The 22,145-nt window shown below is 43.0% G+C and carries 25 protein-coding genes; 9 read left to right on the top strand and 16 right to left on the bottom strand.

Annotated features, from left to right (window positions below):
- Positions 1–517 precede the first annotated feature (517 nt).
- Together O9323_RS10000 and O9323_RS10005 are read left to right on the top strand one after the other, a co-directional pair.
- A complete protein-coding gene (locus tag O9323_RS10000; protein WP_002735181.1) occupies positions 518–1,174 on the top strand; it encodes a sigma-70 family RNA polymerase sigma factor in 657 nt (218 codons plus the stop codon).
- A 113-nt stretch (positions 1,175–1,287) separates the two neighbouring features.
- Positions 1,288–1,839, top strand: a complete 552-nt coding sequence (locus O9323_RS10005; RefSeq protein ID WP_149106448.1) for an anti-sigma factor family protein — start codon at positions 1,288–1,290, stop codon at positions 1,837–1,839.
- Positions 1,840–1,842: 3 nt separating this feature from the next.
- On the opposite strand, the gene O9323_RS10010 is transcribed toward O9323_RS10005, so the two are convergent.
- The gene (locus O9323_RS10010) at positions 1,843–3,048 is read right to left on the bottom strand and encodes an acetate kinase (RefSeq protein ID WP_024971196.1); all 1,206 of its coding nucleotides are present in this window, start codon (positions 3,046–3,048) and stop codon (positions 1,843–1,845) included.
- 377 nt (positions 3,049–3,425) lie between these two features.
- On the opposite strand from O9323_RS10010, the gene trxA reads away from it, so the two are divergent.
- Positions 3,426–3,782, top strand: coding sequence for a thioredoxin (trxA, locus tag O9323_RS10015; RefSeq protein WP_288125039.1), 357 nt, complete (start codon positions 3,426–3,428; stop codon positions 3,780–3,782).
- A gap of 66 nt (positions 3,783–3,848) precedes the next feature.
- On the opposite strand, the gene dprA is transcribed toward trxA, so the two are convergent.
- Positions 3,849–4,997 (bottom strand): DNA-processing protein DprA, encoded by a 1,149-nt coding sequence (gene dprA, locus O9323_RS10025; RefSeq protein WP_288125040.1) that lies wholly within the window; start codon positions 4,995–4,997, stop codon positions 3,849–3,851.
- Between the two features lie 435 nt (positions 4,998–5,432).
- Here dprA and O9323_RS10030 point away from each other — a divergent pair, with 435 nt between their 5' ends.
- Together O9323_RS10030 and O9323_RS10035 are read left to right on the top strand one after the other, a co-directional pair.
- Entirely contained in the window at positions 5,433–5,750 is a 318-nt protein-coding gene (locus tag O9323_RS10030) for a DUF433 domain-containing protein (RefSeq protein ID WP_002750425.1), read from the top strand.
- Positions 5,740–6,072 carry a DUF5615 family PIN-like protein gene (locus tag O9323_RS10035; protein ID WP_002736383.1) on the top strand — a complete coding sequence of 111 codons (333 nt, stop codon included), beginning with the start codon at positions 5,740–5,742 and terminating at the stop codon, positions 6,070–6,072. The genes O9323_RS10030 and O9323_RS10035 overlap by 11 nt, the downstream gene beginning before the upstream one ends.
- 196 nt (positions 6,073–6,268) lie before the next feature.
- Here O9323_RS10035 and O9323_RS10040 read toward each other — a convergent pair whose 3' ends face one another.
- The 13 genes from O9323_RS10040 to O9323_RS10100 all read right to left on the bottom strand — a co-directional run bounded on the left by O9323_RS10040 (position 6,269) and on the right by O9323_RS10100 (position 17,840).
- Positions 6,269–6,574, bottom strand: a complete 306-nt coding sequence (locus tag O9323_RS10040) for a hypothetical protein (RefSeq protein WP_288125041.1) — start codon at positions 6,572–6,574, stop codon at positions 6,269–6,271.
- A 269-nt stretch (positions 6,575–6,843) separates the two neighbouring features.
- Positions 6,844–9,372 carry an SUMF1/EgtB/PvdO family nonheme iron enzyme gene (locus O9323_RS10045; protein ID WP_288125044.1) on the bottom strand — a complete coding sequence of 843 codons (2,529 nt, stop codon included), beginning with the start codon at positions 9,370–9,372 and terminating at the stop codon, positions 6,844–6,846.
- Positions 9,373–10,106: 734 nt separating this feature from the next.
- Entirely contained in the window at positions 10,107–10,157 is a 51-nt protein-coding gene (locus O9323_RS10050; RefSeq protein WP_230400958.1) for a hypothetical protein, read from the bottom strand.
- Positions 10,158–10,347: 190 nt separating this feature from the next.
- Complete coding sequence (locus O9323_RS10055; RefSeq protein WP_002752923.1) at positions 10,348–10,716, bottom strand: hypothetical protein; 369 nt, start codon at positions 10,714–10,716, stop codon at positions 10,348–10,350.
- Positions 10,713–10,988 (bottom strand): hypothetical protein, encoded by a 276-nt coding sequence (locus O9323_RS10060; protein WP_002752924.1) that lies wholly within the window; start codon positions 10,986–10,988, stop codon positions 10,713–10,715. The genes O9323_RS10055 and O9323_RS10060 overlap by 4 nt, the downstream gene beginning before the upstream one ends.
- Positions 10,989–11,728: 740 nt before the next feature.
- A complete protein-coding gene (locus tag O9323_RS10065; RefSeq protein ID WP_002752927.1) occupies positions 11,729–12,001 on the bottom strand; it encodes a hypothetical protein in 273 nt (90 codons plus the stop codon).
- 224 nt (positions 12,002–12,225) lie between these two features.
- Positions 12,226–12,540: a DUF2442 domain-containing protein gene (locus O9323_RS10070; RefSeq protein ID WP_002752929.1), complete on the bottom strand. Its 315-nt coding sequence runs from the start codon at positions 12,538–12,540 to the stop codon at positions 12,226–12,228.
- A complete protein-coding gene (locus O9323_RS10075) occupies positions 12,521–12,757 on the bottom strand; it encodes a DUF4160 domain-containing protein (protein ID WP_002738880.1) in 237 nt (78 codons plus the stop codon). Before O9323_RS10075 ends, O9323_RS10070 begins: the two co-directional genes overlap by 20 nt.
- A 546-nt stretch (positions 12,758–13,303) precedes the next feature.
- Positions 13,304–13,684, bottom strand: coding sequence for a clan AA aspartic protease (locus O9323_RS10080; protein WP_002752931.1), 381 nt, complete (start codon positions 13,682–13,684; stop codon positions 13,304–13,306).
- Positions 13,681–13,956 carry a hypothetical protein gene (locus O9323_RS10085; RefSeq protein WP_002752933.1) on the bottom strand — a complete coding sequence of 92 codons (276 nt, stop codon included), beginning with the start codon at positions 13,954–13,956 and terminating at the stop codon, positions 13,681–13,683. Before O9323_RS10085 ends, O9323_RS10080 begins: the two co-directional genes overlap by 4 nt.
- Positions 13,957–14,246: 290 nt before the next feature.
- Positions 14,247–14,405 carry a DUF433 domain-containing protein gene (locus O9323_RS10090; RefSeq protein WP_002752935.1) on the bottom strand — a complete coding sequence of 53 codons (159 nt, stop codon included), beginning with the start codon at positions 14,403–14,405 and terminating at the stop codon, positions 14,247–14,249.
- A gap of 241 nt (positions 14,406–14,646) precedes the next feature.
- The gene (locus O9323_RS10095; protein ID WP_288125042.1) at positions 14,647–16,041 is read right to left on the bottom strand and encodes a hypothetical protein; all 1,395 of its coding nucleotides are present in this window, start codon (positions 16,039–16,041) and stop codon (positions 14,647–14,649) included.
- Positions 16,042–16,403: 362 nt separating this feature from the next.
- Complete coding sequence (locus O9323_RS10100) at positions 16,404–17,840, bottom strand: RecQ family ATP-dependent DNA helicase (RefSeq protein ID WP_288125043.1); 1,437 nt, start codon at positions 17,838–17,840, stop codon at positions 16,404–16,406.
- A 158-nt stretch (positions 17,841–17,998) separates the two neighbouring features.
- Between O9323_RS10100 and O9323_RS10105 the strand changes: the two genes are divergently transcribed.
- The 4 genes from O9323_RS10105 to O9323_RS10120 all read left to right on the top strand — a co-directional run bounded on the left by O9323_RS10105 (position 17,999) and on the right by O9323_RS10120 (position 20,123).
- Complete coding sequence (locus O9323_RS10105; protein WP_002752941.1) at positions 17,999–18,184, top strand: DUF3285 domain-containing protein; 186 nt, start codon at positions 17,999–18,001, stop codon at positions 18,182–18,184.
- Between the two features lie 11 nt (positions 18,185–18,195).
- Positions 18,196–18,708, top strand: a complete 513-nt coding sequence (gene ybeY / locus O9323_RS10110) for an rRNA maturation RNase YbeY (RefSeq protein ID WP_002752943.1) — start codon at positions 18,196–18,198, stop codon at positions 18,706–18,708.
- A 28-nt stretch (positions 18,709–18,736) separates the two neighbouring features.
- Positions 18,737–19,225, top strand: coding sequence for a diacylglycerol kinase (locus O9323_RS10115; protein ID WP_002752945.1), 489 nt, complete (start codon positions 18,737–18,739; stop codon positions 19,223–19,225).
- A gap of 658 nt (positions 19,226–19,883) precedes the next feature.
- Complete coding sequence (locus O9323_RS10120) at positions 19,884–20,123, top strand: DUF4327 family protein (RefSeq protein WP_002738935.1); 240 nt, start codon at positions 19,884–19,886, stop codon at positions 20,121–20,123.
- 227 nt (positions 20,124–20,350) lie between these two features.
- Here the strand turns inward: O9323_RS10120 and O9323_RS10125 are convergent, their stop codons facing one another.
- A complete protein-coding gene (locus tag O9323_RS10125; RefSeq protein WP_002752947.1) occupies positions 20,351–21,541 on the bottom strand; it encodes a class I SAM-dependent methyltransferase in 1,191 nt (396 codons plus the stop codon).
- Between the last annotated feature and the right edge of the window lie 604 nt (positions 21,542–22,145).

The following is a 22,145-nucleotide window of genomic DNA, read 5'->3' on the forward strand; positions in this document are numbered from 1 at the left end:
CGAGGCTTTTTTTGCTTGGCTTTCAAACTATTGTTTTGTCTAGGTTCCAGCGTCGTTTGTTTCGCTTCGCTTTCGCTTTGCTTCAACCGCGCATTTACCAATGTATCTAACTTCCCCTGGTTTGTCAACCCCTTTTGGCAATTTTTTTTGATCTTTTTTCTATCCCTTGCTACATAAGCTTTTCAGCTATTTCTCCTTTTTCTGGTGGGTTGTTTTTGTCTAGTAATTTTGTTCTAATGAGCTCTCGATGGCGGTGACAGCGTTTCTCATAGGTGGGAACTGTTTAGGCATCAAATAGGGATGCAGTGGCTGAAATAACTGCTTAGTAAGGTTTTCAGCCCCGTGGTCGAACGAGAAGGTCAAACATTGAATGCCCCGAGCAAATCTCAGTCCAGGAACTCGGTTCGATCAGTTAGAATCAAAACATGGGAAAAAAATTATTTATTTTCGGGAACCTTTACTGACTTCTCCCGTCCTCAAGCTCTAAGTGAGGAGCTTATACCCTTGAGGAAATCCCATGAGTCAATCGATTCCAGCATCTTGGTCACTTGAGGCCAAAAAGTCTCAAAACCCCGTGTCCCCTGACAAACTCTCCAACTACGATCTAATTGCACGCTGTCAGGAAGGGTGTCAGCCGGATCGGGCAGCTTTTGCGGAACTGCTGCGGCGCTATCAGGCTCATGTTGATAAATTACTCTATCATTTGGCTCCCGATTGGCAAGATCGCGCTGATTTGGCTCAAGAGGTCTGGATTCGCGTCTATCGCAATATTAACCGTCTCCATGAACCCCTCAAGTTCCGCGGTTGGTTAAGTCGCATTGCTACTAATCTTTTTTACGACGAATTGCGGAAACGCAAGCGGGTTAATCACCCCATTTCCCTCGATGCTCCCCGACGCGTGGAAGATGGCGAAATCGATTGGGATATCGAGTCCGATTACCCCAGTCCCGATGAACATCTCACCACCCACGAATTCTACGATCAATTACAAGCGGCGATCGCTGATTTGCCAGAAGCTTTTCGGACAACTATTATTCTCCGGGAAATTGAAGGTATGGCCTACGAAGAAATTGCCGAGATGACGGGAGTTTCTTTAGGAACTGTTAAATCTCGCATTGCTCGCGCTCGCGCTAAATTACAATCTGTTTTACAGCCCTATTTTACTGAAGGCTAAAGAATATTGTGGTGATTCGGCACTAACGGCCGAAGTGAGGAGTCGTTAAATTTAACTAGCTCCGTGCTGGTGAAAAGTGATTGCATACCGATCGCTTCTGGTCGAGGTCAACCATGAATAATTATCAACCCGAAGACGTTCAATGGATCAAGTCTTTGTTAAGTCACGATGACAGCGATTGCAACTCCGCAACCGAGGATATTTTGTTCTTAGATGAGGATAACGAAGAAGCTCATCGTTTCGATTTAATTAGTGCCTATATTGATAACGAAGTAACGGTAGAGGAAAGGAAGCTAGTTCAGCATTGGTTAGACCATGATGCTGCTGCTAAAAAACTCTATCGGCAGCTCTTGGGATTACAAACTAATTTAAGGCAAATCCCCGTACCGGCTACTATGGCCAGCGACCGATTGGCAGAACAGGTGTTCAGAAAAGTCGATAGTCAGCGTCGTCGGCAATATTATGTTTATGGTGGCGCGATTTTCACCGCTATGGCGATCGCTGTTGGCTCCTACTTCGTCTCGGGACGCAATGATCCCCTCTCCCAAATGGCCAGCAGTCCGAGCAGTATTAGCCAAGAGGGAGACTATTTGATGATTGCTCTCAACCATCCAATTATCGAGATTCCCGCAGCGGAACAACCAAAAGAGAATGGTCAAAGGTAAGGTCTATTGAAATAAATGCCAGCATTCTCGTGCGATCGCCCAATCTTCCGCCGTGGCAATTACCATCACGCGTACTTTAGATGTGTCGGTGGCGATATCCTCATCCCGGGGACGAGCGGCATTTTTAGCTAAATCTAACTTTAAACCCAAAAAAGACCAGCCTTGACTGGCTTTTTCCCGTACTAAAGCTGAATTTTCGCCGATTCCTGCCGTAAATACCAAGACATCTAACCCCTCTAGAGAAGCGATCATCGATCCGATTAAACTTTTCAGACGATGAATATACATCTCAAATGCTAATTTTGCCCTCTGGTTGCCTTCGGCCATCGCCGTGGTAATTGCCCGCATATCTCCAGAAATACCCGAAATTCCCTTTAAACCCGATTCTTTATTGAGTAAGCTATTTAAACTATCGGGATTATATTGATATTCTCGCTCTAGATAAATCAGAATCCCTGGATCGATCGAACCGCTGCGGGTTCCCATCATCAATCCCTCTAGGGGAGTAAATCCCATAGTAGTATCGATACTTTTACCCCCCTTGACTGCCGATAGGGAAGCGCCATTGCCTAGATGACAGATGACCATTTTCAAGGATTCTAGGGGTTTTCCCAACAATTCGGCTGCCCGTTGGGAGCAGTATTGATGACTGGTGCCATGGAAACCATAGCGACGGATTCCCAGTTCACTCCATTGGTAGGGAATGGGATAAAGAGAAGACTCAGGAGGGATAGAACGATGAAAAGCGGTGTCAAACACTGCTGCTTGAGGAACATCGCCCAAAACTTGCTCGATCGCTTCAATTCCTTCTAAATGAGCGGGATTATGGCTAGGAGCAAGGGGGATCAGCTTTTTAATCGTTTCTTTGACTTGGGGAGTGATCATGGTTGCCTGGGAATATTCTGTGCCACCATGGACAACTCGATGACCGACTATACTAATGTCGGTGAGATTGGCCACCACCTTAGTTGTTCCAGTTACTAAGGTATCTAACATCCGAGCAATTGCCGCCGGACGATCCTGACTAGAAAGATTAATTTCCTGTTTAATTCCCTGAGCTTTTACCGTTAAAACCGCGTAATCAGGGTTAACCGTCCAATCGATCCCCGCTGCCCAAATCGGTTGCGGAGGATGGCAGGGGAGAATATCTAAATCGTATAAACAACTTTTTTGACTGCTCGATCCCGCATTTAAGACCAGAATTTTCATGGCAAAGCTCAATTAGGAGGTGGCTTGTGTTGATCATAATCAAACTCAGGTTAAGCCTAGATAAAATCGATTACTTTTGGGGTTTTTCTTCAGGAAAATTTTATCTGGCCGCCATCACCCATGCTTGACTCGGGCAATATTACAAAACTTTATCAAAAAAAAGTCAAAATAGAGCCTCTAGGGTTATAAAATACAAGAATGCCCCTTGTGAAATTGATCCAAGAAGCTACCTCTGATGCAAGTTAAGGCCTCTAAAGTGGATTTAGAGCTAGTTCTCGTCCTTTTCACCAGTGGAATGTCAACATCGCACCACGAATCTCTAGAATGAAATTTTTGTGTATTCTAGATAACCGTGATTACTAGAGGATTTCTTAAGTATGTCAGAGGTTACTGCCGTTACAGATGCCACCTTTAAAGATGAAGTTTTAGATAGTGCCGACCTTGTCCTAGTGGATTTCTGGGCTCCTTGGTGCGGCCCCTGTCGAATGGTGGCTCCCGTTGTCGAGGAAATTGCCAAACAGTTCGAGGGGGAAGTCAAGGTGGTGAAACTCAACACCGACGAAAACCCCAATATCGCTAGTCAGTACGGGATTCGCAGTATTCCTACTCTGATGATCTTCAAAGGAGGTCAAAAAGTTGATATGGTGGTCGGGGCTGTACCGAAAACCACTTTAGCTAATACCTTAACTAAACACCTGGAATCTGATGATCCGCAAAAGGGCTCAAAAAGTTGATCTAGTGGTCGGGGCTGCACCGAAAACTACTTTAGCTAATACCCTAAATAGGCATTTGGGGGTTAACTAGGTTTTCTGGTAACGCATACCGGGTAACTGAGTCACTAAACCCATTAATTCTAATTCCAATAAGATCCCCGCCACTTCTGAGGTGGGGATTTGCATTTTTTGAACAATAATGTCAAACAACAGGGCATCTCTGTCAAATAACTGATACACTTGTTCTAGTCTGGGTTCTAGATTCGCTGGAGGAGCAGCATTAACGACCGGGGATGTGTCTGGAGGGAGTGAAGGGGAGAGATTAACCGGTGCGGATTGGTTCGCGGTGGGAATTGCCCCCAACATTTGTAGTAATTTCTCCTCAGAAACGATAATTTCCGCTCCCTGATGAATCAGTTGTAAACAACCCCTAGCGGTGGCAATATCGGGAGAATTGGGTAAAGCATAGATATCGCCGCCAAATTCGTTGGCATAACTGGCCGTAATCAGGGAGCCTGACCTTTCGGGGGCCTCGATAACAATAGTCGCGCGACTCAAACCGGCGATAATGCGATTACGACTGGGAAAATGGGCTTTATTCGGTTGAGTTGCCGCAGGATGTTCACTAATGACTAAACCCTGCTTTTGGATGTCCGCGTGTAGCTGCCGATGACGACTAGGATAAACCACATCGACCCCCGTTCCCAAGACGGCAATCGTTCTTCCCCCCGCTTTTAAACAGCTTTGGTGTGCCTCGCCATCAATTCCTTCGGCCATACCAGAAACAATAGTAAATCCCTGTTGGGCCAAAAGGGTACTTAAGCGCCGCGCCCAGCGCCAGCCGTGATCCGTGGGGTTACGAGTACCCACAATGGCGACGGTGGGGATATTTCCCTGATTTTCCTCTAAATTGACCTTTCCTTGATAGTAAAGTAAGGGGGGAGGACTGGGAATTTCCCAGAGAAAGCGGGGATATTCTGGGTCACTAGGAGTCCAAAAAAGGGGGTTTTTCTGGATATGTTCGGCGAAAAGAGCTTCTGGGTCAATTTGCGATCGCCCTTCCCGTACCGCTACCATTGACTTTTTGCCAAATCCCGCCACTTCTGCGATCGCAGTATCGGTGGCATTCCAGGCCACAGCGACACTGCCGAAATGCTGATAGAGTCGCTTTAGGGAAATTGGCCCAACTCCAGCAATACTTGACCATGCTAACCAATAAACGCGATCGTCTGTCAATTTGAAAGGCTCCTCAGACAAAGTAATATTTTCAGTCGGTTTTAACCGACTGCGGCCAGATGACCTTAATTTATTTTAATCTTGCCGGAATCTTTTCCATTAGTTGTTGAGGTATGGTTGAGCCTCGTCCATGTCTTTCACTTTTTTAACAGGTGAATAAGTTGTTCTTGATCTTCTGGGGGAAGTTGTTCGGTTGCCTCTAGTATTTCTGCAAAAGTGGCTTGAGTCATGGTTTTAGTTGGTTATAGCGGTCTTTGGAGCCAATTGTAGCAGTAACGGTAGGATGTGTGAGCATAGCGTAACGGATAATAATATGAAAATGTCTAAAATGTTTCACATTAAAAGGCACGTTAGGTAACGTATCCTAAAAGATCGGTGGTTGCGTTTTTTCAAGAAAAATGCTAGGATATCTAGAAGTAGAGTAAATGAGTTATTATGTCATCTTTAGTGCTTAAACAGCATATTGAAGTAACACCCGGTGTTTGTGGCGGTAAACCTCGTATTGCTGGACATCGTATTAAGGTACAAGACATTGTTATTTGGCATGAAAGAATGGCGATGTGTCCTGATGAAATTGTTTATAATTATCCAACGATTACTTTAGCTGATGTTTATGCAGCTTTAGCTTATTACCATGATCATCGAGAAGAAATTCGCCAAGATATTGAATCCAGCGAAAATTTTGCTAAACAGTTACAAGGGGATAAACCTTCATTGGTCGAAAAACTTTTAAAGGGAAATAATGGCCAATAAGCTTAAGTTTCACCTAGATGAAAGCGTCTCTAATGCGATCGCTAAAGGTTTAAGAATGCGAGGGATTGATGTTACAACTTCTCCAGAAAAAGGACTGATGGGGTCTTCCGATGAGGAACAATTAGCTTATGCTTTATCGCAAGGCCGAGTCATTTTTACTTTTGATGATGATTTTCTGGTTTTGTCTTCAATGGGATTAGAGCATTGGGGGATTATTTATTCACATCAACGTCAATCTATTGGCAAAATTATTAGTGATTTAGTTTTAATTTGGGAATGTTTAGAGCCTGATTATATGTATAAAAATGTTGAGTTTTTATAAAAATCATAATTCAGAGAAAAAAGGTAGGTTGGGTAACGCAATTTACAAGATTGAATCTTTACACTGTGATTATATTCATTACAATCCTGTGCGGCATGGGTTATGTTGATAGCCTCCAATTTGATTGGTTAGGCAATAAGCAGGACGAACCTTACTGGAAGATAAATCCTCGAAGGGAAATTGAATTAATACAATTTTACCCTTCATTAGTTACAGGTTGTCCATCGTTAAGGGTATAAATATCTTCTTCGGGATCTTGCAGAAAAGCAAAGCTAGGGTTATGGGAAACGGCATCTAGCCAGTTTTTTTCGTTCAGTTCATCCTCTGACATCAAAAGAATGACGCGTACAAACGGATCTTTTTCTTGGGGAATAGGATGATCAAATTGAATTTGCCCTTGGGTATTGAGGATACCAGTGGTTTCAATCGCACGCATAGCAAAACCTAAAAGAAGTGATTCGATTCTAACATTAAAGTAACCATAAAAAGCGGTGACGGGCAACTACAGCGATCTCCATTCTCAGGCTCCCCCTATGGCTCTCCTCGACTTTGTGTGATAATTAGTGCTGATTATTCCTTGTAGTCTTGCCAGACAAGGGTTTAAAGACTATATTTCCAGAAAATTATCGGCTGCATCTCCTATTTGTGACTTTCCCTCACCTATAGGTGAGCAGTAGAAGTTATTCAAAGAGGGCGAATGCAATTCGCCCCTACAATAATATTATTACGCCAATGGTGGCTCCCAACTGATAAAAGTTAACTGTTAACTGATTAGGGGAGATCGCACACAACACGAAAACCGATATCGTGGTTGCAAATTTCGGCAACGCTTCTGCCTCGATATGCTGAACTACAGACCAAAGGGTCGCGGCACCACGAACCGCCACGCCGTATTATTGATGACGCATTAGTTATATTGTTATCTCTCCATGCAAGACTGCCATTTTCTCTAATATTGTCTGGTTTATCAGCATAACTTTCATGATATGAATCAGCACACCATTCCCAAACATTGCCGTTCATATCATAGATTCCCCAAGAATTAGGCCGCTTTTCCCCAACAGGATGGGTTGTATTATTTGAATTACCATCAACCCAGGCATAATCTCCTAGTTGCTCTTTATCATCGCCAAAACTAAATCGGGTTTTTGTACCAGCGCGACAGGCATATTCCCATTCTGCTTCTGTAGGCAAACGGTAGTTTTTTCCGGTTAACTGGCTCAATTTTTCACAAAAAGCTTGAGCATTAAACCAAGTAACAGATTCTACCGGGTTCTGGGGATTTCCTGAAAACCTGGAAGGATTGGTTCCCATCACTGCTTGATACTGTGCTTGGGTGATAGGATATTTGCCTATCTGAAATGCTGGCACAATTACTTGATGTATCGGTTTTTCATCTTCATACTCATTAGAACCCATGTTAAATTTACCGGCGGGTATATCCACCATTTCTGGGTTAAAGTTTGGTAAAATTACAGTTTCAGTTTGCCGAATTATCTTGGGCGATACTTGTAATAATTTATCAACATTTACCTCTGCCAAGCTAAATTTAGAGTTAGCTGCCGATTTTTCATGACCGTAAGCCATTAAAGCTTTAAGCTTAGTATGACTACCCCAATAGCGAATCGACTCTTCATATTCTTGGGTTTTTTCTTCATCTAGTGCAAATTCTTCTAATTTTGCTAAAATTTGCTGATCATTTTCTAAATCTGACAATAACAATGGCCATTTTAAACTAATGGCAGTAAATTTACCTAACTGTTCAAAAGTTAGAGAAGGAACTAACAAATTATCATTCTCATCTCGCTCTTCAAAAAATAAACCAGTTTCATTAGCGATATAAACCTTGAGACGAAAGACATTGATAAAGTGTTTAATCCGTCGCGGATTGTAATCCAATGCAGGAGCTACCATCATAATGACATTCCGCACTGTTTGGGAATCTCTATTATCAGATTTGTTGACTTGAATCGCTTCTAATCGCTTAATTACAGCTGCTCGTGCTTTCTGTTTTTCGGTTTGTTCGGATTCTATTGTGGTATCATGTGAGGATGAGGGGTTTGATTCCCTTATTGGAGAAATGGAACCTTTCTTAGAATTATTTCTCGGTGATAAAGCTGACTTACCCCAGAATGACTGAAAAAATGTAAAATGAGGTTTAGCTGGCTGTAAATTAGAAGGATTTGAAGTAGCAAGCTGAGTCAAAAAACGCTCAAAATCTGACTGGGATGGTTGGGGAACTAAAAAGGGAAGCTGGACAAACTTTTCAATAAAGGTATAACCATAAGCTAACCCTTTATTAGCACTACGTCTCGCTAAAATATCAGGATCAATTTCTGTGGTTTCCGACGGTAAATACTTGAGAATATTTTCGTATTTTACCGCTAAACTAGCGGCTACTTTTTCTCTGTCCATTCCTAAAATAAACACCACTGAAGGATCATCAGCAATCATCAAGTTAATCGCTTGCATCAAGTCCGCTGATTTTGGATGTTCACAACGATCTAAATCGTCAATAAATACATATACCCGATCATTGCCAATATAAGCATCGACAATTTTAGCAAAATCTTCATGAAATTCTTCTACAAATGCCGATTGTTTTTTATAATCTGGGGCTTCTATATATTTAATTAGGTTGTTTTTGGGGTTTTGTAGTAACCTTTGAAAATTTCTCAATAAACTCTTAATACCAGCGAAAATACCTGCTCCTGATAAGGTTAAACCGACCGCAGTAAATAATAACTTAACAACTGAATTAATTTTGCTCCAAAAAACATCTTGAGAGGTTGTTGCTCTGATTAATTCGTTAATTCCTTCAACTCCATAAATGATTAAAATAAAGGGAATGGCAATTGAGGCACAAATCACAAAAATTATTACTGGTAAAGCTTTAATTAATTCAAATAAGCCTTTTTCTAGGTTAAAACGCAATAATTGTAATTTAAAGTGTCCTAGGATAATTCGAGGCAAATCTCGCCAATTTTTGGGCGTAGAAATCTGCTTAATAAAAGACAGCGCAAAAGCTGCCCATACCGACTCCGCTTTATCGTGTCGCCAAGCATTAAACCAAACCGTCTGACCTCCTTTTTTTCGTAAATATTCCTCTAACATTTTCATAAAAGAAGACTTGCCACTACCCCACTCTCCCTCAACCGATAAAGTTAGGGGTGGTTGTGTCTGCTCATGCAACAAAAATTCAGCGATCGCTATTACATAAGGCTCAAATCCGAGAGCATCATTATTAGTAGCTTGATCGCTGACGCTAGTATTGCGGATAGATTCAGGAGAATCGGACATGGTAGTCATTTTTAGGTGACAGAGAAGGGAGAAGAAAATAGATTACCCTAAGTAAGTGATTCTAATTATACTAAATCTGGTTATTAAAAACTGATTATTTATTCCCCCTTTTGCCTCTTTAGGAAAGTCAGACCAATCCGTTTTTAATAAGATAATTAACTCCCAATCCAACTTGAAAAACCCGCTCCTCACCCTCCTATACCTGGACTTCCCCCGTATAAACATACTAGCTATGGCTAAAAGTCTTACAGAGCCTGAGTTCAAGCAATACAATACCAATGAACTACTGGACACAAAATCCTGAAGTTCTTACGCAGATAGGGTTTGAGGCAAAAATTTTCAAATTTGACCTTTAGACCATTATAGCTTGTTTCGGGGCAGAAAACCAGCAAAAACATGGCTATAGAGGGAATCCCTTACTCTAGAGATTAATGACACTATCTGTTAAAATCAGGTTAGCGATCACTATACAGCCAACTCTACGGAACCGCTCTACTCCAGATACAGTCAACGGTACAGCCATTTTCAAGTGAAAAATGTACCCAGTAGCCTCTTTTCAATTTTTTCTTAGAAGCGACCTGCAGTAAGGGTTTTGTTAATTTTCTAGTATTTATGTATGGGGGAAGTCCAGTTATTATATGTCAATTTCTCTAATTCACAATTACCCACAAAAAAAGAGACCCTTGCGGTTCTCCTGTTGTAATACCTTCAATTAACGCTTAGTTTTTGTCTGCCTAGGCGCGGCGGCGCTTGAAGCCAGCCCCCAGAGCGACGACGGCCCCCAGACCAACGAGAGCAGAGGGTTCCGGGGTTTGAGCGGGAGGAGCGGCATCGCACTTTAACCCACAGTTTCAATCAATGTGCATGGTGCGTTCCCCAAAAATCGATCGCTGGAGCAGTAGGAGCCATATTAGGGAACGCACCCTACGGCTGCGTTGTTAGACCGCGCCTCACCGAATCTCTTCTAGCACTGGCTCATAAGGCTTCAATCTTGACCTTACCGCCCTCAATGTTATCGACCTGCAACCGATATCTGTAAAGCAGCGCCATTCCTAGTAGAGGCTCTGTTTCTGATTCTGCAATATCAATCTCTTGGTACTGCCCATCCCATATCACAGTCCCAGTGTACAGATCAAAATAAGTTTCACTGCCATCACCCAGCGTGACAAAATCAGAACCACTCCAAGGTAAATTTAATGTAGCGATGATTGTAGAGGGCAAAGATAAAAATCCATTGAACCCGGTATCAATCACCGCGTCAACCGCTTGCAGTTGCCGATTTGAGTTTCCGACTACAATCCTTAGCGTGGCTTCACGCCGCAAATTGACAACACCTTCCATCATGGATTTTTCTTCAAACTCCGTGCCCCGAAATGATAAACGGCGCGGTGTCCGATACGAATGATCCAAGGTTGGGCATCGGGGTGACGTTCAAAGAGTCGATTAGTTGCAGGCACAACGTTTTCATCGACTTCAAACTCTCCAGTTTCAATGTCGATCGCTACAATCTTACCTTCATTACCGGCTTCGACTTGCTGCCGAATGCCAGATTCGTAGAGTTTTTGCCCTCGCTCGGCTAACTCATCTTTGGGATAACGCCGTTGACGAACTGCCATAGGGTTGACCTCAACTCAGTATTTTGCCTTAATTATACTTTGATTTATTCTAACGAAGTGCTCCCGCTCTACTACTGATGAGCCGCCTCATCGGAAGCCCCCCAGTGGTGCACTTCAAATTTGAATCGGCGCTTCAATCAATGTGCATGGTGCGTTCCCCAAAAATCGATCGCTGGAGCAGTAGGAGTCGCCTTAGGGAACGCACCCTACAAGATCGGCGTGCTGCTACGCAGTGCCTTCGGCATCGCACTACAAATCATCAATCGTTACCAACCCACCTTCCGTAAACTGAATCACAAGTTCATGGCTATCTAATAAAGCAGTTCCAACCAGGGGTCGCCGCCCTGTGGCAAATACACGAGTTTCTCACTCCTCACCATTCCAGATAATAATTGCTTTGTGAAGAGGCAGCATTACTTGGCTGTTGTCTGCTAAATTCGCACGCATATCGTACCTGAAAGGAAGATTCAGTAATGCTACTGCTTCGGGTGGTAAACAAAGCTCATCTGTAAATCCTGTATCTACTACAAACTCAATCGGAAAGTCAGCGCGATTTGGAATCCGAAATAGGATAGTGATAAGCGGGTGTCCATTAGCCACAATACCTGAAATCACTTAACTAAGCTGTTAAGCATTTAAATTGCTTGTTGAGACGAGGCAAGAGGCAAGAGGCAAGAGGCAACAGTAAAGGGATTGGGGGAGATTCGGCTAATCTTAAGAATAAGTGCTTTAAATGCGTCTTAGCTTACACGCTCCATAACACCCCCACCAAAAGCGGCAGCAACGTTGTAGCCAATTTTGATCCCAAAGAGCCGAGCATGGGGGTGTTTCTCGCTCAATAAGTCAGCAGCGTGTAAGCCATTTTCATCAACTTTGTAGTCACCTGTTTCAATGTCAATGATAACCATCTTGCCAATGTTTTCTTCAACTTCCACCTCTTGGCGGATTCTGCTTTCGTACAGTTTCTCTGCACGTTGAGCAACTTCTTCACGGCTTAAAAGGATTGCTTGCATATACTAACTCCTGATTACGATTTGACTTCTGGAGACCCCTCTATAATATCTCACAGGTCTGTAGGATGAGCTAATGCCCATCCTACTAAGTCTCTATAAGATTGGTGTACTGCTACGCAGTGCCTTCGGCATCGCACTTAAACCCACAGCTGCAATCAATGTGCATGGTGCGTTCCCCAAAAATTGATCGCTGGAGCAGTAGGAGTCGCCTTAGGGAACGCACCCTACAAGATCGGCGATCGTACTCGATTATTTAACCAACGCTTCAATGATTTTTGACTTTCCCCTGATGGTTGGCCAAGAATCAAGTTTTTAGTGCTAATGTCTTCATCTAGTTGATTCCAATGGATTCCACTGCCACCAGCGAGCAAGCGATAATCATTGCGCTCCTCAATTGAGCCATGCAGGAGCCGAGGATACCATGCCAAGGGAACAGATATAGTGCGCCCATCAGACAAATCTACACTGAGTGTGTCATCTGTGATGGCCAATTGCTGAATTGCCAATGTTTCAAATACTTCATTCGTTAAAAAAGTCATTCCAGCCTGCTAGTAATTGTTCTTGGTTTTCTTGAACAAGTTTTTGAATGCGGTTAATTTCGGTGCGGTTAAATCCTTGGTTACTCTGAAGACGAACCGGCTGAAGCCAGAATTTAGCGATCTCTCGATCTCGTTCAACATGGATGTGAGGTGGCTCATGGCGATCGCCTGCGTAGCAAAAGAATCGATATGGGCCAACGGTCAACAGCGTGGGCATTCAAAAGTTTTGCTCTAAATATCTCAAACATAGCTGAATGCCTCGCTGACTGTCAATCTGTGAATATGCTCATGTAGCTCAAAGGCTATTTAGGGTCTGCTGAAAAAGTTTTTCGTGGGGACAGGGTGTGGGGACAGGGTGTGGGGTGTGGGTTTTTACCGATTCTCATCTGGTCAATTACCTAATTTTCAGAGAAAAAGTACCTGAATTTTCCCCCGATCTCTCCCAGAACTGGTACTTTTTGATTTCCAAAAGGTCTAAAAGTCTTATCCAACAAAGTTTTTAGATTTATTCAGCAAACCCTATTTAATACCATTTCTCTAAATGAAAACTACACATCGAATTTAAGTCACCCTTTTTAAGGGGGATTTAGGGGGATTAAACTTCTGTAGTCAGACTTTGGAGAATTGGTATAAGGTTAAGAACAATACAAGATTAGCGTTCGCAGTTTAGTTCCGAAGGTGTTGGATTTCTTTTCGTCAACCCAAGCTACAAGATCAGCAATCGCACTAACGTTCCTGTTAGACCGTGCCTCACGATCAGCTTCTAAACTGCGATCGGTAACTCCGAAATCGTAACCAATCCGCCTTGGACTGTATCGACTTGCAACCGATAACCGCGCAACAGGCTCATTCCAATCAATGGCTCTGTCTCTGCTGCATTAATCTCGATTTCTCGATACTGCCCACCCCAAATCACCATGCCATCATAGATATCAAATAAGACTTCGCTACCATCGCCCAAGGTTGCCCGATCGCGGTAACTCCAAGACAATTCAAGTTCTCTAATAGCAGCAATCGGGAGACTCAAGAACCCTGTAAACCCTGTATCGATCACAGCAGTAATGGATTTAAGTTTGTCGCCGTTCCTCACAACCAAGGAAAGCATTGCTTCGTAATTCTGATTGACGTAACCCTGCATCATCATAGAGCGTCTTTTAAACTCCGTGCGCCGAAACGATGAACGGCGCGATAGCCGATCCGAACAACCCAAGGCTGAGCATCAGGCAATCGTTCATAAAGTCGCCGAGTCGCAGTCATCGTATCGTCGGCAAGCTCAAACGCTCCAGTTTCGATGTCGATCGCCACAATTCTGCCATGATTACCTTCCTCAATTTGGGGGCGCACCTGAGATTCATAAATCTCATCGCCACGTCGGGCAAACTCTTCTTTGCTGTAGCGGGGTTGTCGAACTGTCATAGATTTGCCTCTTTTCAACTATGCCCCTTCATTTTACCCTGAGCAATGGAGGTGTCTATCGTTGAGGTGGCAGAGGGGATTAAACCAGAAGTTGTTGGATTTCTTTTCGTCAACCCAGCCTACATCTGACTTTAACTTGCATTAGGGAACGCACTTAAACCCACAGTAAATGTGCATGGTGCGTTCCCCAAAAATCGATCGGTGGAGCAGTAGGAGCCACATTAGGGAACGCACCCTACAAGATCGGCGTACTGCTACGCAGTGCCTTCGGCATCGCACCGTTAAGTCTCTCATTCTAATTTTGTCTTCTTCAATAACTGTAAAGTGTCCATACTCCAACCTTGGGCGAGAAGATCGATGATAAATTCAACCGCAATCCTTGTTCCTTTAATGATAGGTTTTCCCACCAAAATATCGGGATTTAGTGTAATTCGAGTTTCCCAGTCCATGGCTACATCATTGAAAGTGTTTTCAAAAAGGTAAAGGCTGCGTGGGACGCACCCTATATCTCGTTTTATTATAACAGGATTTGGTATCACAACTTCAATCAATGTGCATGGTGCGTTCCCCAAAAATCGATCGGTGGAGCAGTAGGAGCCACATGAGGGAACGCACCCTACAAGATCGGCGATCGCACTGTGTTGCTATTATACCATGCTCACACAAAACCTAGAGGAGCCAAAATCCGCCTCATCCTTCTTGGTCATGCTCATTGATTGAAGACTGCTGTGGGCCTGAATTCTCCGAAAGTACTGTGTCATAAAAATCTACCGACTCATCGGTTACTGAAAAATTTTCAGTAGGAGATTTACTATCTTTCTCTAAGCTTAAAGTTTTTGATACGAGTAAGTTAATTATTCCGAGATAAACGCGGTCACTGAATCCAGCCAAGAAGCAAACTATAGCTGTAAATCGAGTAGCATTGTCACTTACACCTAGTTCTTTAGCCGATGGACTCGAACTTTCAGAGCCCAATAGTATCAGACCAGATGTTACAGCAAGGTAAGCAACTGCACTCATCAAAATTCCAATAATGGGCCTTGCAATGAGCCACTGAAATTCTATTGAAAATTTAACACGTCTTTTAACTATATAGAACTTGTATAGAATAGCTGAAAGACTGCCTAATGCTCCCCATATCAAAGCCCAAACTGGTACAGAGATGTATGGAACATATGGAACAGAAACAGCGTTATTATTGGATTTAGCTTGAGTCGAAGCAAATGACATAATTACAGTCAAACCAGCGATATAAACAATAATAACAATAATATTAAAAATCTGCCAAAGCTTTTGACCCTTTTGCTCTCTTTTTTCTCTATCAATTATCTCCTTGAAAGAACCTAATAGATATTGAACTTCATTCAATAATTCAGTCTCGACAGCAGGATTTTGTCGCAAATGTTCGAGATGACTCCCAATATCTCTTCTCCACTTTTGCGCCACCTCATAGCGCTTAGTGGACTCGAAAAAAACTCGTCCGCTAGCTTCAGCAATCTTTCTATAATCCTGATAGAGATTCTCTAGCCTAACCTGTGGATCAAGAAGTTTTTTTCGCTCAAGTTCTTCCCTATTGTTTTCAACCGCTAGTTCTAGTTTTTTAAGACGAGTATTAGAACGCCTCAAAGTTGAACCAAGTGAAAAATTATCGATTATGAAACCGATAATTACAAAAATGGATAAAAGTAATATTCCTATAACTATAAAAAGTTCTATTGTCATAGGGTTTTGCTCTATCCACGATCTCTCCTGAAGCCAAAAAAACCCAAAAAAACGATTTAATTCTATCGCAATTCTTCTCCCCTGATTAGAAAGATAAATAGAGGCTCCAATTAAACATACAATAAAGGAAACTACTGAATATAAAATTAGAAATAGCAGATATCTTTGTCTAATTGTCCTAAGCTTATTAACGTATTTCCTATAGAGATTAACTGCCTCATAGTCAATGCGATTCTCTAAAATTTCTGGCTCTTCTGGTAGCGTCGTAAAAAAAGGCGAAACATTTTTACTCTCTACCTTACTACTATCAATTTTAGGGAAACTTTCTGTTTCTTCATGTATGTTTTCAGAAGGGCTATCCATGGATCACTAAACTTAAGTTTATTGAGGTCTAACTACATATTATAGGTCAACTTTCCGTATAACACTCTCCAGAGTAACGATATACAGAAACTTTCCGTATAACACTCTCCAGAGTAACGATATGGTTCAACTTTCGGCATATCACTCCATTTAGGCGCAATCACCCGAACCTTTCCCTATATCACGCCCAAAAGCGTGTTAGCCAGATTAGCTTACTGCAAACAATCTCCTTTAAGGAGACTTATCATAGAAGCCTTCTAGGAATCTAGCAAAGATTCTTGTATTTGGCTGCACTTGGTCACAAAATTTCACTATTATTTCGGGTGCAGTGATTTGTTAAAGTGATTGTTCACTAAATGGTATCAGCTGCGACGACAATTATCGCAATGACCACAGCGAAAATTATCGGCATTTTCCTGAAAACCAAAGGCATTTAAGAGAAAGTGCCAACGACAGCGACGGGTATAGAGGTAGGGAAATATCTCATTTTTGGGTTTAAAAGTCATCTTGGCGGAATTATGGCGATAAATAAGCCGATAATGAAAAGGATCGAGCCATTCTAGGCGATCGAGACTGTGTAAAAGGGAGAGAATGAGCGCACCATCGGGAAATTCGGCACTAATCGCCTCTACTTTGCCCTCTAGGGGAATTTGGGCTAAAATTTGCCAAGCTTGTCGGTATTGGCGTTCCTGTTGGGAGTTAAAGAATTTTTGCTGGTTTTTATCGCTATTATCTAACCATCCCGTCGGTTCACTAATTAAGGTGAGAGCCTGCATTTTACCCCCATCGCGACCACCGCGGCCGATTTCCTGTAGGTATTCCGATAGTAAAGCTGGGGGTTGGTAGTGGACAACCCAACGCACATCGGGTTTATTGATACCCATGCCAAAAGCTGAGGTACAGACAACAAAAGTTAAATCCCCCCGCAGCCAATTTTGTTCTATTTCCCGACGCTGAAAGGGCGATAAACCGGCGTGGTAGGCACTGGTGCGATAGTGGAGAGATTGCAACCATGCCGCTAAATTTTCACTATGGCGACGGGAACGAGTATAGATCAGGCCGGATTGTCGAGGTTGACTGGTGAGGAAGTTTAATAGTTGATGACGACGACAACCGGGGCTAATGCATATTTTGGTGCTTAAGTCAAGGTTTTGACGGTAGGGATTTATTAAGAAAAGTTGTGGTTTTTCTAGTTGTAAGACGCGGGTGAGAGTCTCACGGGTGGCGGGGTTAGCGGTGGCGGTAAAAGCAGCGATCGCTATTTGGCTGCCTGCCGGTTTCGATTGCAGAAGAGCGGGACGGACAGCCCCAAGACGACGGTAGGCAGGACGAAAATTATCGCCCCACTGGGTTAAACAATGGGCCTCGTCGAGGATGAGAGCGTTAATTTTAACGTGGGGAAGGGTTAATTTTGACCAGAGGGGCGGACTTAAGAGGGTTTCTGGGGAAAGATAGAGAAGTCGCAGGGTTTGATCTGCGATCGCTGCTAAGGTTTTCTTTCTCTGTTGTCGGGGGATTTCGTGATGAATCAGGGCGACGGGTAGTTTTTTGGCTAATAATTCCTCCACCTGATTTTCCATCAAGGCCACTAAGGGGGAAATCACTAGGGTTAAGCCGGTTTTTAATAAAGCGGGCAGTTGAAAACAGATAGATTTACCAAATCCCGTGGGCATGACAATGAGGGCATCCTTTGCCGCTAAAATTGTCTCGATAATCTCCTGTTGGGGAAAGCGAAAGCTATCATAGCCCCAAATTTTCTGAAAAATAGTCCGGATGCTTTCGGTATCGTGGGAAGACATGGGTTAACTACTGGGGTGTGGGGTGTGGGGTGTGGGGGAGTTGAGCGGTTTTGACTATCCCGGACGGGTAACAATTTTTCCCATAATTGAATTTTTTTGGCACTTCTTTAATAATCTGTTACACTTATAGCGATCAATCCTTGTCTGGGGAATTACTGATGACTGAACCTGTTAGCACCACTGACCCCGCAGTAGAAACCGCCACCGAAGCGCAACCCAGTTACGTCAAGCTGGCGATGCGGAATATGGTCAAGAAAAAAGGCGTCTCGTTAAAACACTTTTTTTTGACTACAGCAGCCCTATTAGGCTTTTTTGTCGGTATTTCCTATCTGACGCGTCCCTAGGGTGAAATCTGGTGAGTGAGACTTTACCCCTAGGGGTGGATTTGTGCCTACAGGATAATTATTTTGATCCCGGAAATAGTCCTGTGGATGGGGAAACTTGGCACTATTGGTTGGAGACATGGTTAGGCTATCTATCGGATTATCTCCCCCTTGCCGCCGGTTATGAACTAAGTTTGCGTTTAACAGACGATCGAGAAATTCAGACCTATAATTGCCAATATCGCCACAAAGATCAACCGACGGATGTTCTCGCTTTTGCCACTCTGGAAGTGGATTTACCAGTGGATGAGGGCATTTTAGAGACAGAACCTTTATATTTGGGGGATATTATCATCTCTGTGGAGACAGCACAACAACAGGCTTTAACACAAAATCATTCTTTGGTGCGAGAATTGGCCTGGTTAACTACCCACGCTTGTTTACATCTTTTGGGTTGGGACCATCCCGATGAAACAAGTCTGTTAGAAATGCTATCTTTACAGGAAACTTTGTTAAAAACCGTCGAAATGCCGATACATAGTTAGTTATTTTTGTCAAGCATTATTGAGGAATATGAAGACAAATTATCATCAAGCCAACCAATCTACCAGCCTATCTAATCCCTATCTCAACAATAATTTTATCCCTCGATCGGGACAGGTGAGTGAGGGTAACAATCCCAGTCAAAGAGAATACGCTTGGCAAGTCGCCTCGAATCTGTTAGTCAGTTTTCGCTACGCTTGGGCCGGAGTCCGTTATGCTTTTGTTAGTCAAAGAAATTTTCGCATTCACACCCTGATGACCCTAGTAGCGATTAGTTGGGGCTTATTTTTGCGGGTTAATGCCATGGAAATGGCGATTGTCACCCTTACCTGCGCTCTGGTGATGGTCTTAGAATTAATTAACACTGCCCTAGAATCAGTGGTAGATCTGACGGTGGGGCAATCCTACCATGATTTAGCCAAAATAGCGAAAGATTGTGCCGCTGGTGCCGTTTTAATCGCCTCGATCGCCGCTTTACTCGTAGCGGCTTTTATTTTTATTCCCCATTTATTAGGTTAAGCGGGAAACTTTTTTCAGTGTTGCCAAAGGCACGGCGTAGCCGTCCAGTAAACGGTAAACTGAAAACTCAAATCTGATCACTGATCATCTGTACTGATTTTAAAACGCTTAGGGAAAAATTAAGTACAAATGCTCTGAATTCCTCTCCCTGCTGCCAACTCCAGCACTCTGGTGCAGTCTTTAGATAGGATTTGCGGCAAAAAGTACGGGCGAAGCATTCGGATAGAAAATCTCCGGTTTCAGCGATAGGTTATTGCCCGAATGCTTCGCCCCTACAGGACACGGGCCGATGAAGATGCAAGGTTTTGAACCACGATTCTCTCAAAATCTTGCACCTGTTTCGCGAGAAAAGCCATAAAACTCTTACCTTGCCTACATTTCACATTTATTCAGCAAACTCTAGATAGTCAACAGCTCAACTGATCACTGATCACTGATCACTGATCACTGATAACTGATTTGGCATAAGGGGACTCGACAGCTTTTAGCCGATGAATTTAACTTTTCTTAACCTAAGCCTAAACTGGCGAGGGGAGAGGGTTTCGCTATATATAAAAAATTGTCATCCTCGATACAGCAAAAAATCTCTTTTGTCCCCTTATAGGTTAGAGTATAGTTATTGATAAGACTTTTTTGTAGATCTTGCAGGAAATCTCCCATGAGTGCCATAACTTTCTCCACCGCTCCCACCGCTTACTCTATCAGGATGATTAAGGACGAAGTCCGTCAGATGGTAGAACAGGGGGTAGTGAGCAGACACCAACCGATCTACACCCTCTGTCAGTTCATTCCCCCTCGGGAGTGGGTTTGTGTTGAATGTGAACTAGAACGGTGTGACTACCTTCTCAGGGATCAAATTGGTGACTTAATCGCCTCGGAATCTTGGGATAATGACTAAACTCCCGTTTGCCGATCTGGGTAAAAATCGGACCAATCAGAAATTTATCAGCCTTGTCCACTCTATATAACTATTATAATTCAGCCCTAGTCATTTCTGGGGCTGAAACTATGGGGAGAGAGGGGGATAATTGTTAAGAAACAAGAATTTTTGGCAAGATTTAGCCAAGTTAGTTTAAAAGTTGCCGATTGCCAAGGGACGCTATCTCTAACATCCCCAAATTTTCCCTAACTTAAAATCAGTAGTTGGCGCTGTTGTAAAGAACGCACACCAGTTAATCCTAAACCAACTTGAGCATCGATTGCTCTCACGCTTAAACGACCATCGCAAGCTTGTAGAAAATCAAATTCTCTCTCCGAGAGATTAACTGGCCGATAATCGTAATCTAGAACACTTGCACTAGGCCAACCGTAAAGACAGGGATGAACTTCGGCCACTGCATTCTCTAGGACTTGATCCCCGGACCAATCGGCAGTCAAAATCGGTGGTTTAGCGAGGAAAAATTCATAGTGGGTGATTTCTGGGTCTAATAATTCCGTCAAGCGATAACGTTCCCTTTCCCCTAAATTTTGCGCTCTAGCCATCAATTCGGGGGATTTACCCAATAAACGCTCTAATTGCCAGTAGGAAGGGTTAGAAAAGCCAATAAAGGCTAATCCTGACGCATCAATCAGTTGAAAGAGGGTATCGATATTGTAGTCCACTTCCCGGGGGTGAACGTACATATCAGCGAAGGATTCATCGCGATGATTTTCCATTGACCAACGCTCTTTTTCCCGTTTCAAAATGCGATTATTTTCTGGTAGAGAGGCAAAAATCTCTCGGCCGACAGCGACCCCATCTTTATAATCCCCGCGTCGGTCTCCCTGTAAAAGTGCGATCGCAGATTGCATTAACTGGATTTCCCAGCGTCCCAATTGTGCATAGACGAAAATATGCAGCAGACCACCGGGGGCCAGTTTTTGCGCGAGGGATTGAATCCCTTTAATCGGGTCTGGGAGATGGTGCAGCACCCCGACGCAGTTAATTAAATCAAATTCTCCGGGGAGATTAGTGGCGGATTCAAGGGGTAAATGGTGAAAATCCAGAGAACCTCGGTGTTTTGGTGCGACTCCCGAACGATTACAGCGTTCTTTGGCAATTTCTAGAGCTTTTTCACTTATATCTATCGCGACTATATTAGCAAAAGGGTTGAGCGCGAGCAGATATTCGGTTCCCGCACCAGTACCACAACCCGCATCGAGAATCCGAATATCCTCTCGTTCAGGTTTACGATGAGAACAAAAGTTATAGGCAGCAATCCAATTCCAGCGCCAATTGTAACCGGGAGGAGGTTCATCTAGGAGCGGTTCGGGGGGGAAAGGATAGGTATTGTAGAGACGTTGTACAGCAGTGCGAATAGTAGCGTCGTCGGACATGAAAATTGGCAGAGTTTAGGATAACACTCGATCGATTGTCTCACAGAGGGCAGCGATCGGGAAAGTCAGCCAGGGTTTTTTTGAGTTGGTCGGGGGTAAATAGACCTCTTGTAAAAATCAAAAATTGTTGTTAGGGTTAGGAGTCAGGAGTCAGGAGCCAGTAGTCAGGAGAATTAAGAATGAGCATTAATCAATTAAATGGTCTATTTAAGAATTTTATGCAATTTAATCCTTATTTTTACCGTTTTTGAACCCTCAAAAATTAATTATGCAAGAGGTTTAATGATAAATAATCATTATGTATATCTGGTTCTGTGCCAAAACTAGATATTATTTTTTCTATTCCTTGTCCTACTGTCTCTTAACCCTATCTAAGTTTTACTGGCAATTATTCGAGAGTGATTCTCTAACAATTACCTGGTAGTGATTCGGTAGTAGTAGTAAGCCATCTTGCTTATCTGGACTGAGTCGTGTAGAATATTTACTAATAAAAATAATTGCTTGATAAATGTTGGGGATTTGCTTTTTATGATTGCTATTTTTATCAATATCTTCTCTTGGATAATTAAACTTTGGTTAAATTACGATGAAGATTTAGAACATT

Source organism: Microcystis sp. LE19-131.1A (assembly GCF_027532015.1).
Classification (GTDB): Bacteria; Cyanobacteriota; Cyanobacteriia; order Cyanobacteriales; family Microcystaceae; genus Microcystis; species Microcystis ichthyoblabe_A.

What these genes read in the sequence shown, in the direction of transcription:
- O9323_RS10080 (WP_002752931.1), bottom strand. Translation starts at nt 13,684, where the DNA reads ATGATGATGCAGGGTTACGTCAATCAGAATTACGAAGCAATGCTTTCC.
- trxA (WP_288125039.1), top strand. Translation starts at nt 3,426, where the DNA reads ATGTCAGAGGTTACTGCCGTTACAGATGCCACCTTTAAAGATGAAGTT.
- O9323_RS10095 (WP_288125042.1), bottom strand. Translation starts at nt 16,041, where the DNA reads ATGGATAGCCCTTCTGAAAACATACATGAAGAAACAGAAAGTTTCCCT.
- O9323_RS10045 (WP_288125044.1), bottom strand. Translation starts at nt 9,372, where the DNA reads ATGTCCGATTCTCCTGAATCTATCCGCAATACTAGCGTCAGCGATCAA.
- O9323_RS10105 (WP_002752941.1), top strand. Translation starts at nt 17,999, where the DNA reads ATGACTGAACCTGTTAGCACCACTGACCCCGCAGTAGAAACCGCCACC.
- O9323_RS10030 (WP_002750425.1), top strand. Translation starts at nt 5,433, where the DNA reads ATGTCATCTTTAGTGCTTAAACAGCATATTGAAGTAACACCCGGTGTT.
- O9323_RS10090 (WP_002752935.1), bottom strand. Translation starts at nt 14,405, where the DNA reads ATGGACTGGGAAACTCGAATTACACTAAATCCCGATATTTTGGTGGGA.
- O9323_RS10115 (WP_002752945.1), top strand. Translation starts at nt 18,737, where the DNA reads ATGAAGACAAATTATCATCAAGCCAACCAATCTACCAGCCTATCTAAT.
- O9323_RS10010 (WP_024971196.1), bottom strand. Translation starts at nt 3,048, where the DNA reads ATGAAAATTCTGGTCTTAAATGCGGGATCGAGCAGTCAAAAAAGTTGT.
- O9323_RS10035 (WP_002736383.1), top strand. Translation starts at nt 5,740, where the DNA reads ATGGCCAATAAGCTTAAGTTTCACCTAGATGAAAGCGTCTCTAATGCG.
- O9323_RS10120 (WP_002738935.1), top strand. Translation starts at nt 19,884, where the DNA reads ATGAGTGCCATAACTTTCTCCACCGCTCCCACCGCTTACTCTATCAGG.
- O9323_RS10075 (WP_002738880.1), bottom strand. Translation starts at nt 12,757, where the DNA reads ATGCCCACGCTGTTGACCGTTGGCCCATATCGATTCTTTTGCTACGCA.
- O9323_RS10085 (WP_002752933.1), bottom strand. Translation starts at nt 13,956, where the DNA reads ATGACAGTTCGACAACCCCGCTACAGCAAAGAAGAGTTTGCCCGACGT.
- O9323_RS10070 (WP_002752929.1), bottom strand. Translation starts at nt 12,540, where the DNA reads ATGACTTTTTTAACGAATGAAGTATTTGAAACATTGGCAATTCAGCAA.
- O9323_RS10100 (WP_288125043.1), bottom strand. Translation starts at nt 17,840, where the DNA reads ATGTCTTCCCACGATACCGAAAGCATCCGGACTATTTTTCAGAAAATT.
- O9323_RS10060 (WP_002752924.1), bottom strand. Translation starts at nt 10,988, where the DNA reads ATGGCAGTTCGTCAACGGCGTTATCCCAAAGATGAGTTAGCCGAGCGA.
- O9323_RS10125 (WP_002752947.1), bottom strand. Translation starts at nt 21,541, where the DNA reads ATGTCCGACGACGCTACTATTCGCACTGCTGTACAACGTCTCTACAAT.
- O9323_RS10000 (WP_002735181.1), top strand. Translation starts at nt 518, where the DNA reads ATGAGTCAATCGATTCCAGCATCTTGGTCACTTGAGGCCAAAAAGTCT.
- O9323_RS10065 (WP_002752927.1), bottom strand. Translation starts at nt 12,001, where the DNA reads ATGCAAGCAATCCTTTTAAGCCGTGAAGAAGTTGCTCAACGTGCAGAG.
- O9323_RS10055 (WP_002752923.1), bottom strand. Translation starts at nt 10,716, where the DNA reads ATGATGGAAGGTGTTGTCAATTTGCGGCGTGAAGCCACGCTAAGGATT.
- O9323_RS10005 (WP_149106448.1), top strand. Translation starts at nt 1,288, where the DNA reads ATGAATAATTATCAACCCGAAGACGTTCAATGGATCAAGTCTTTGTTA.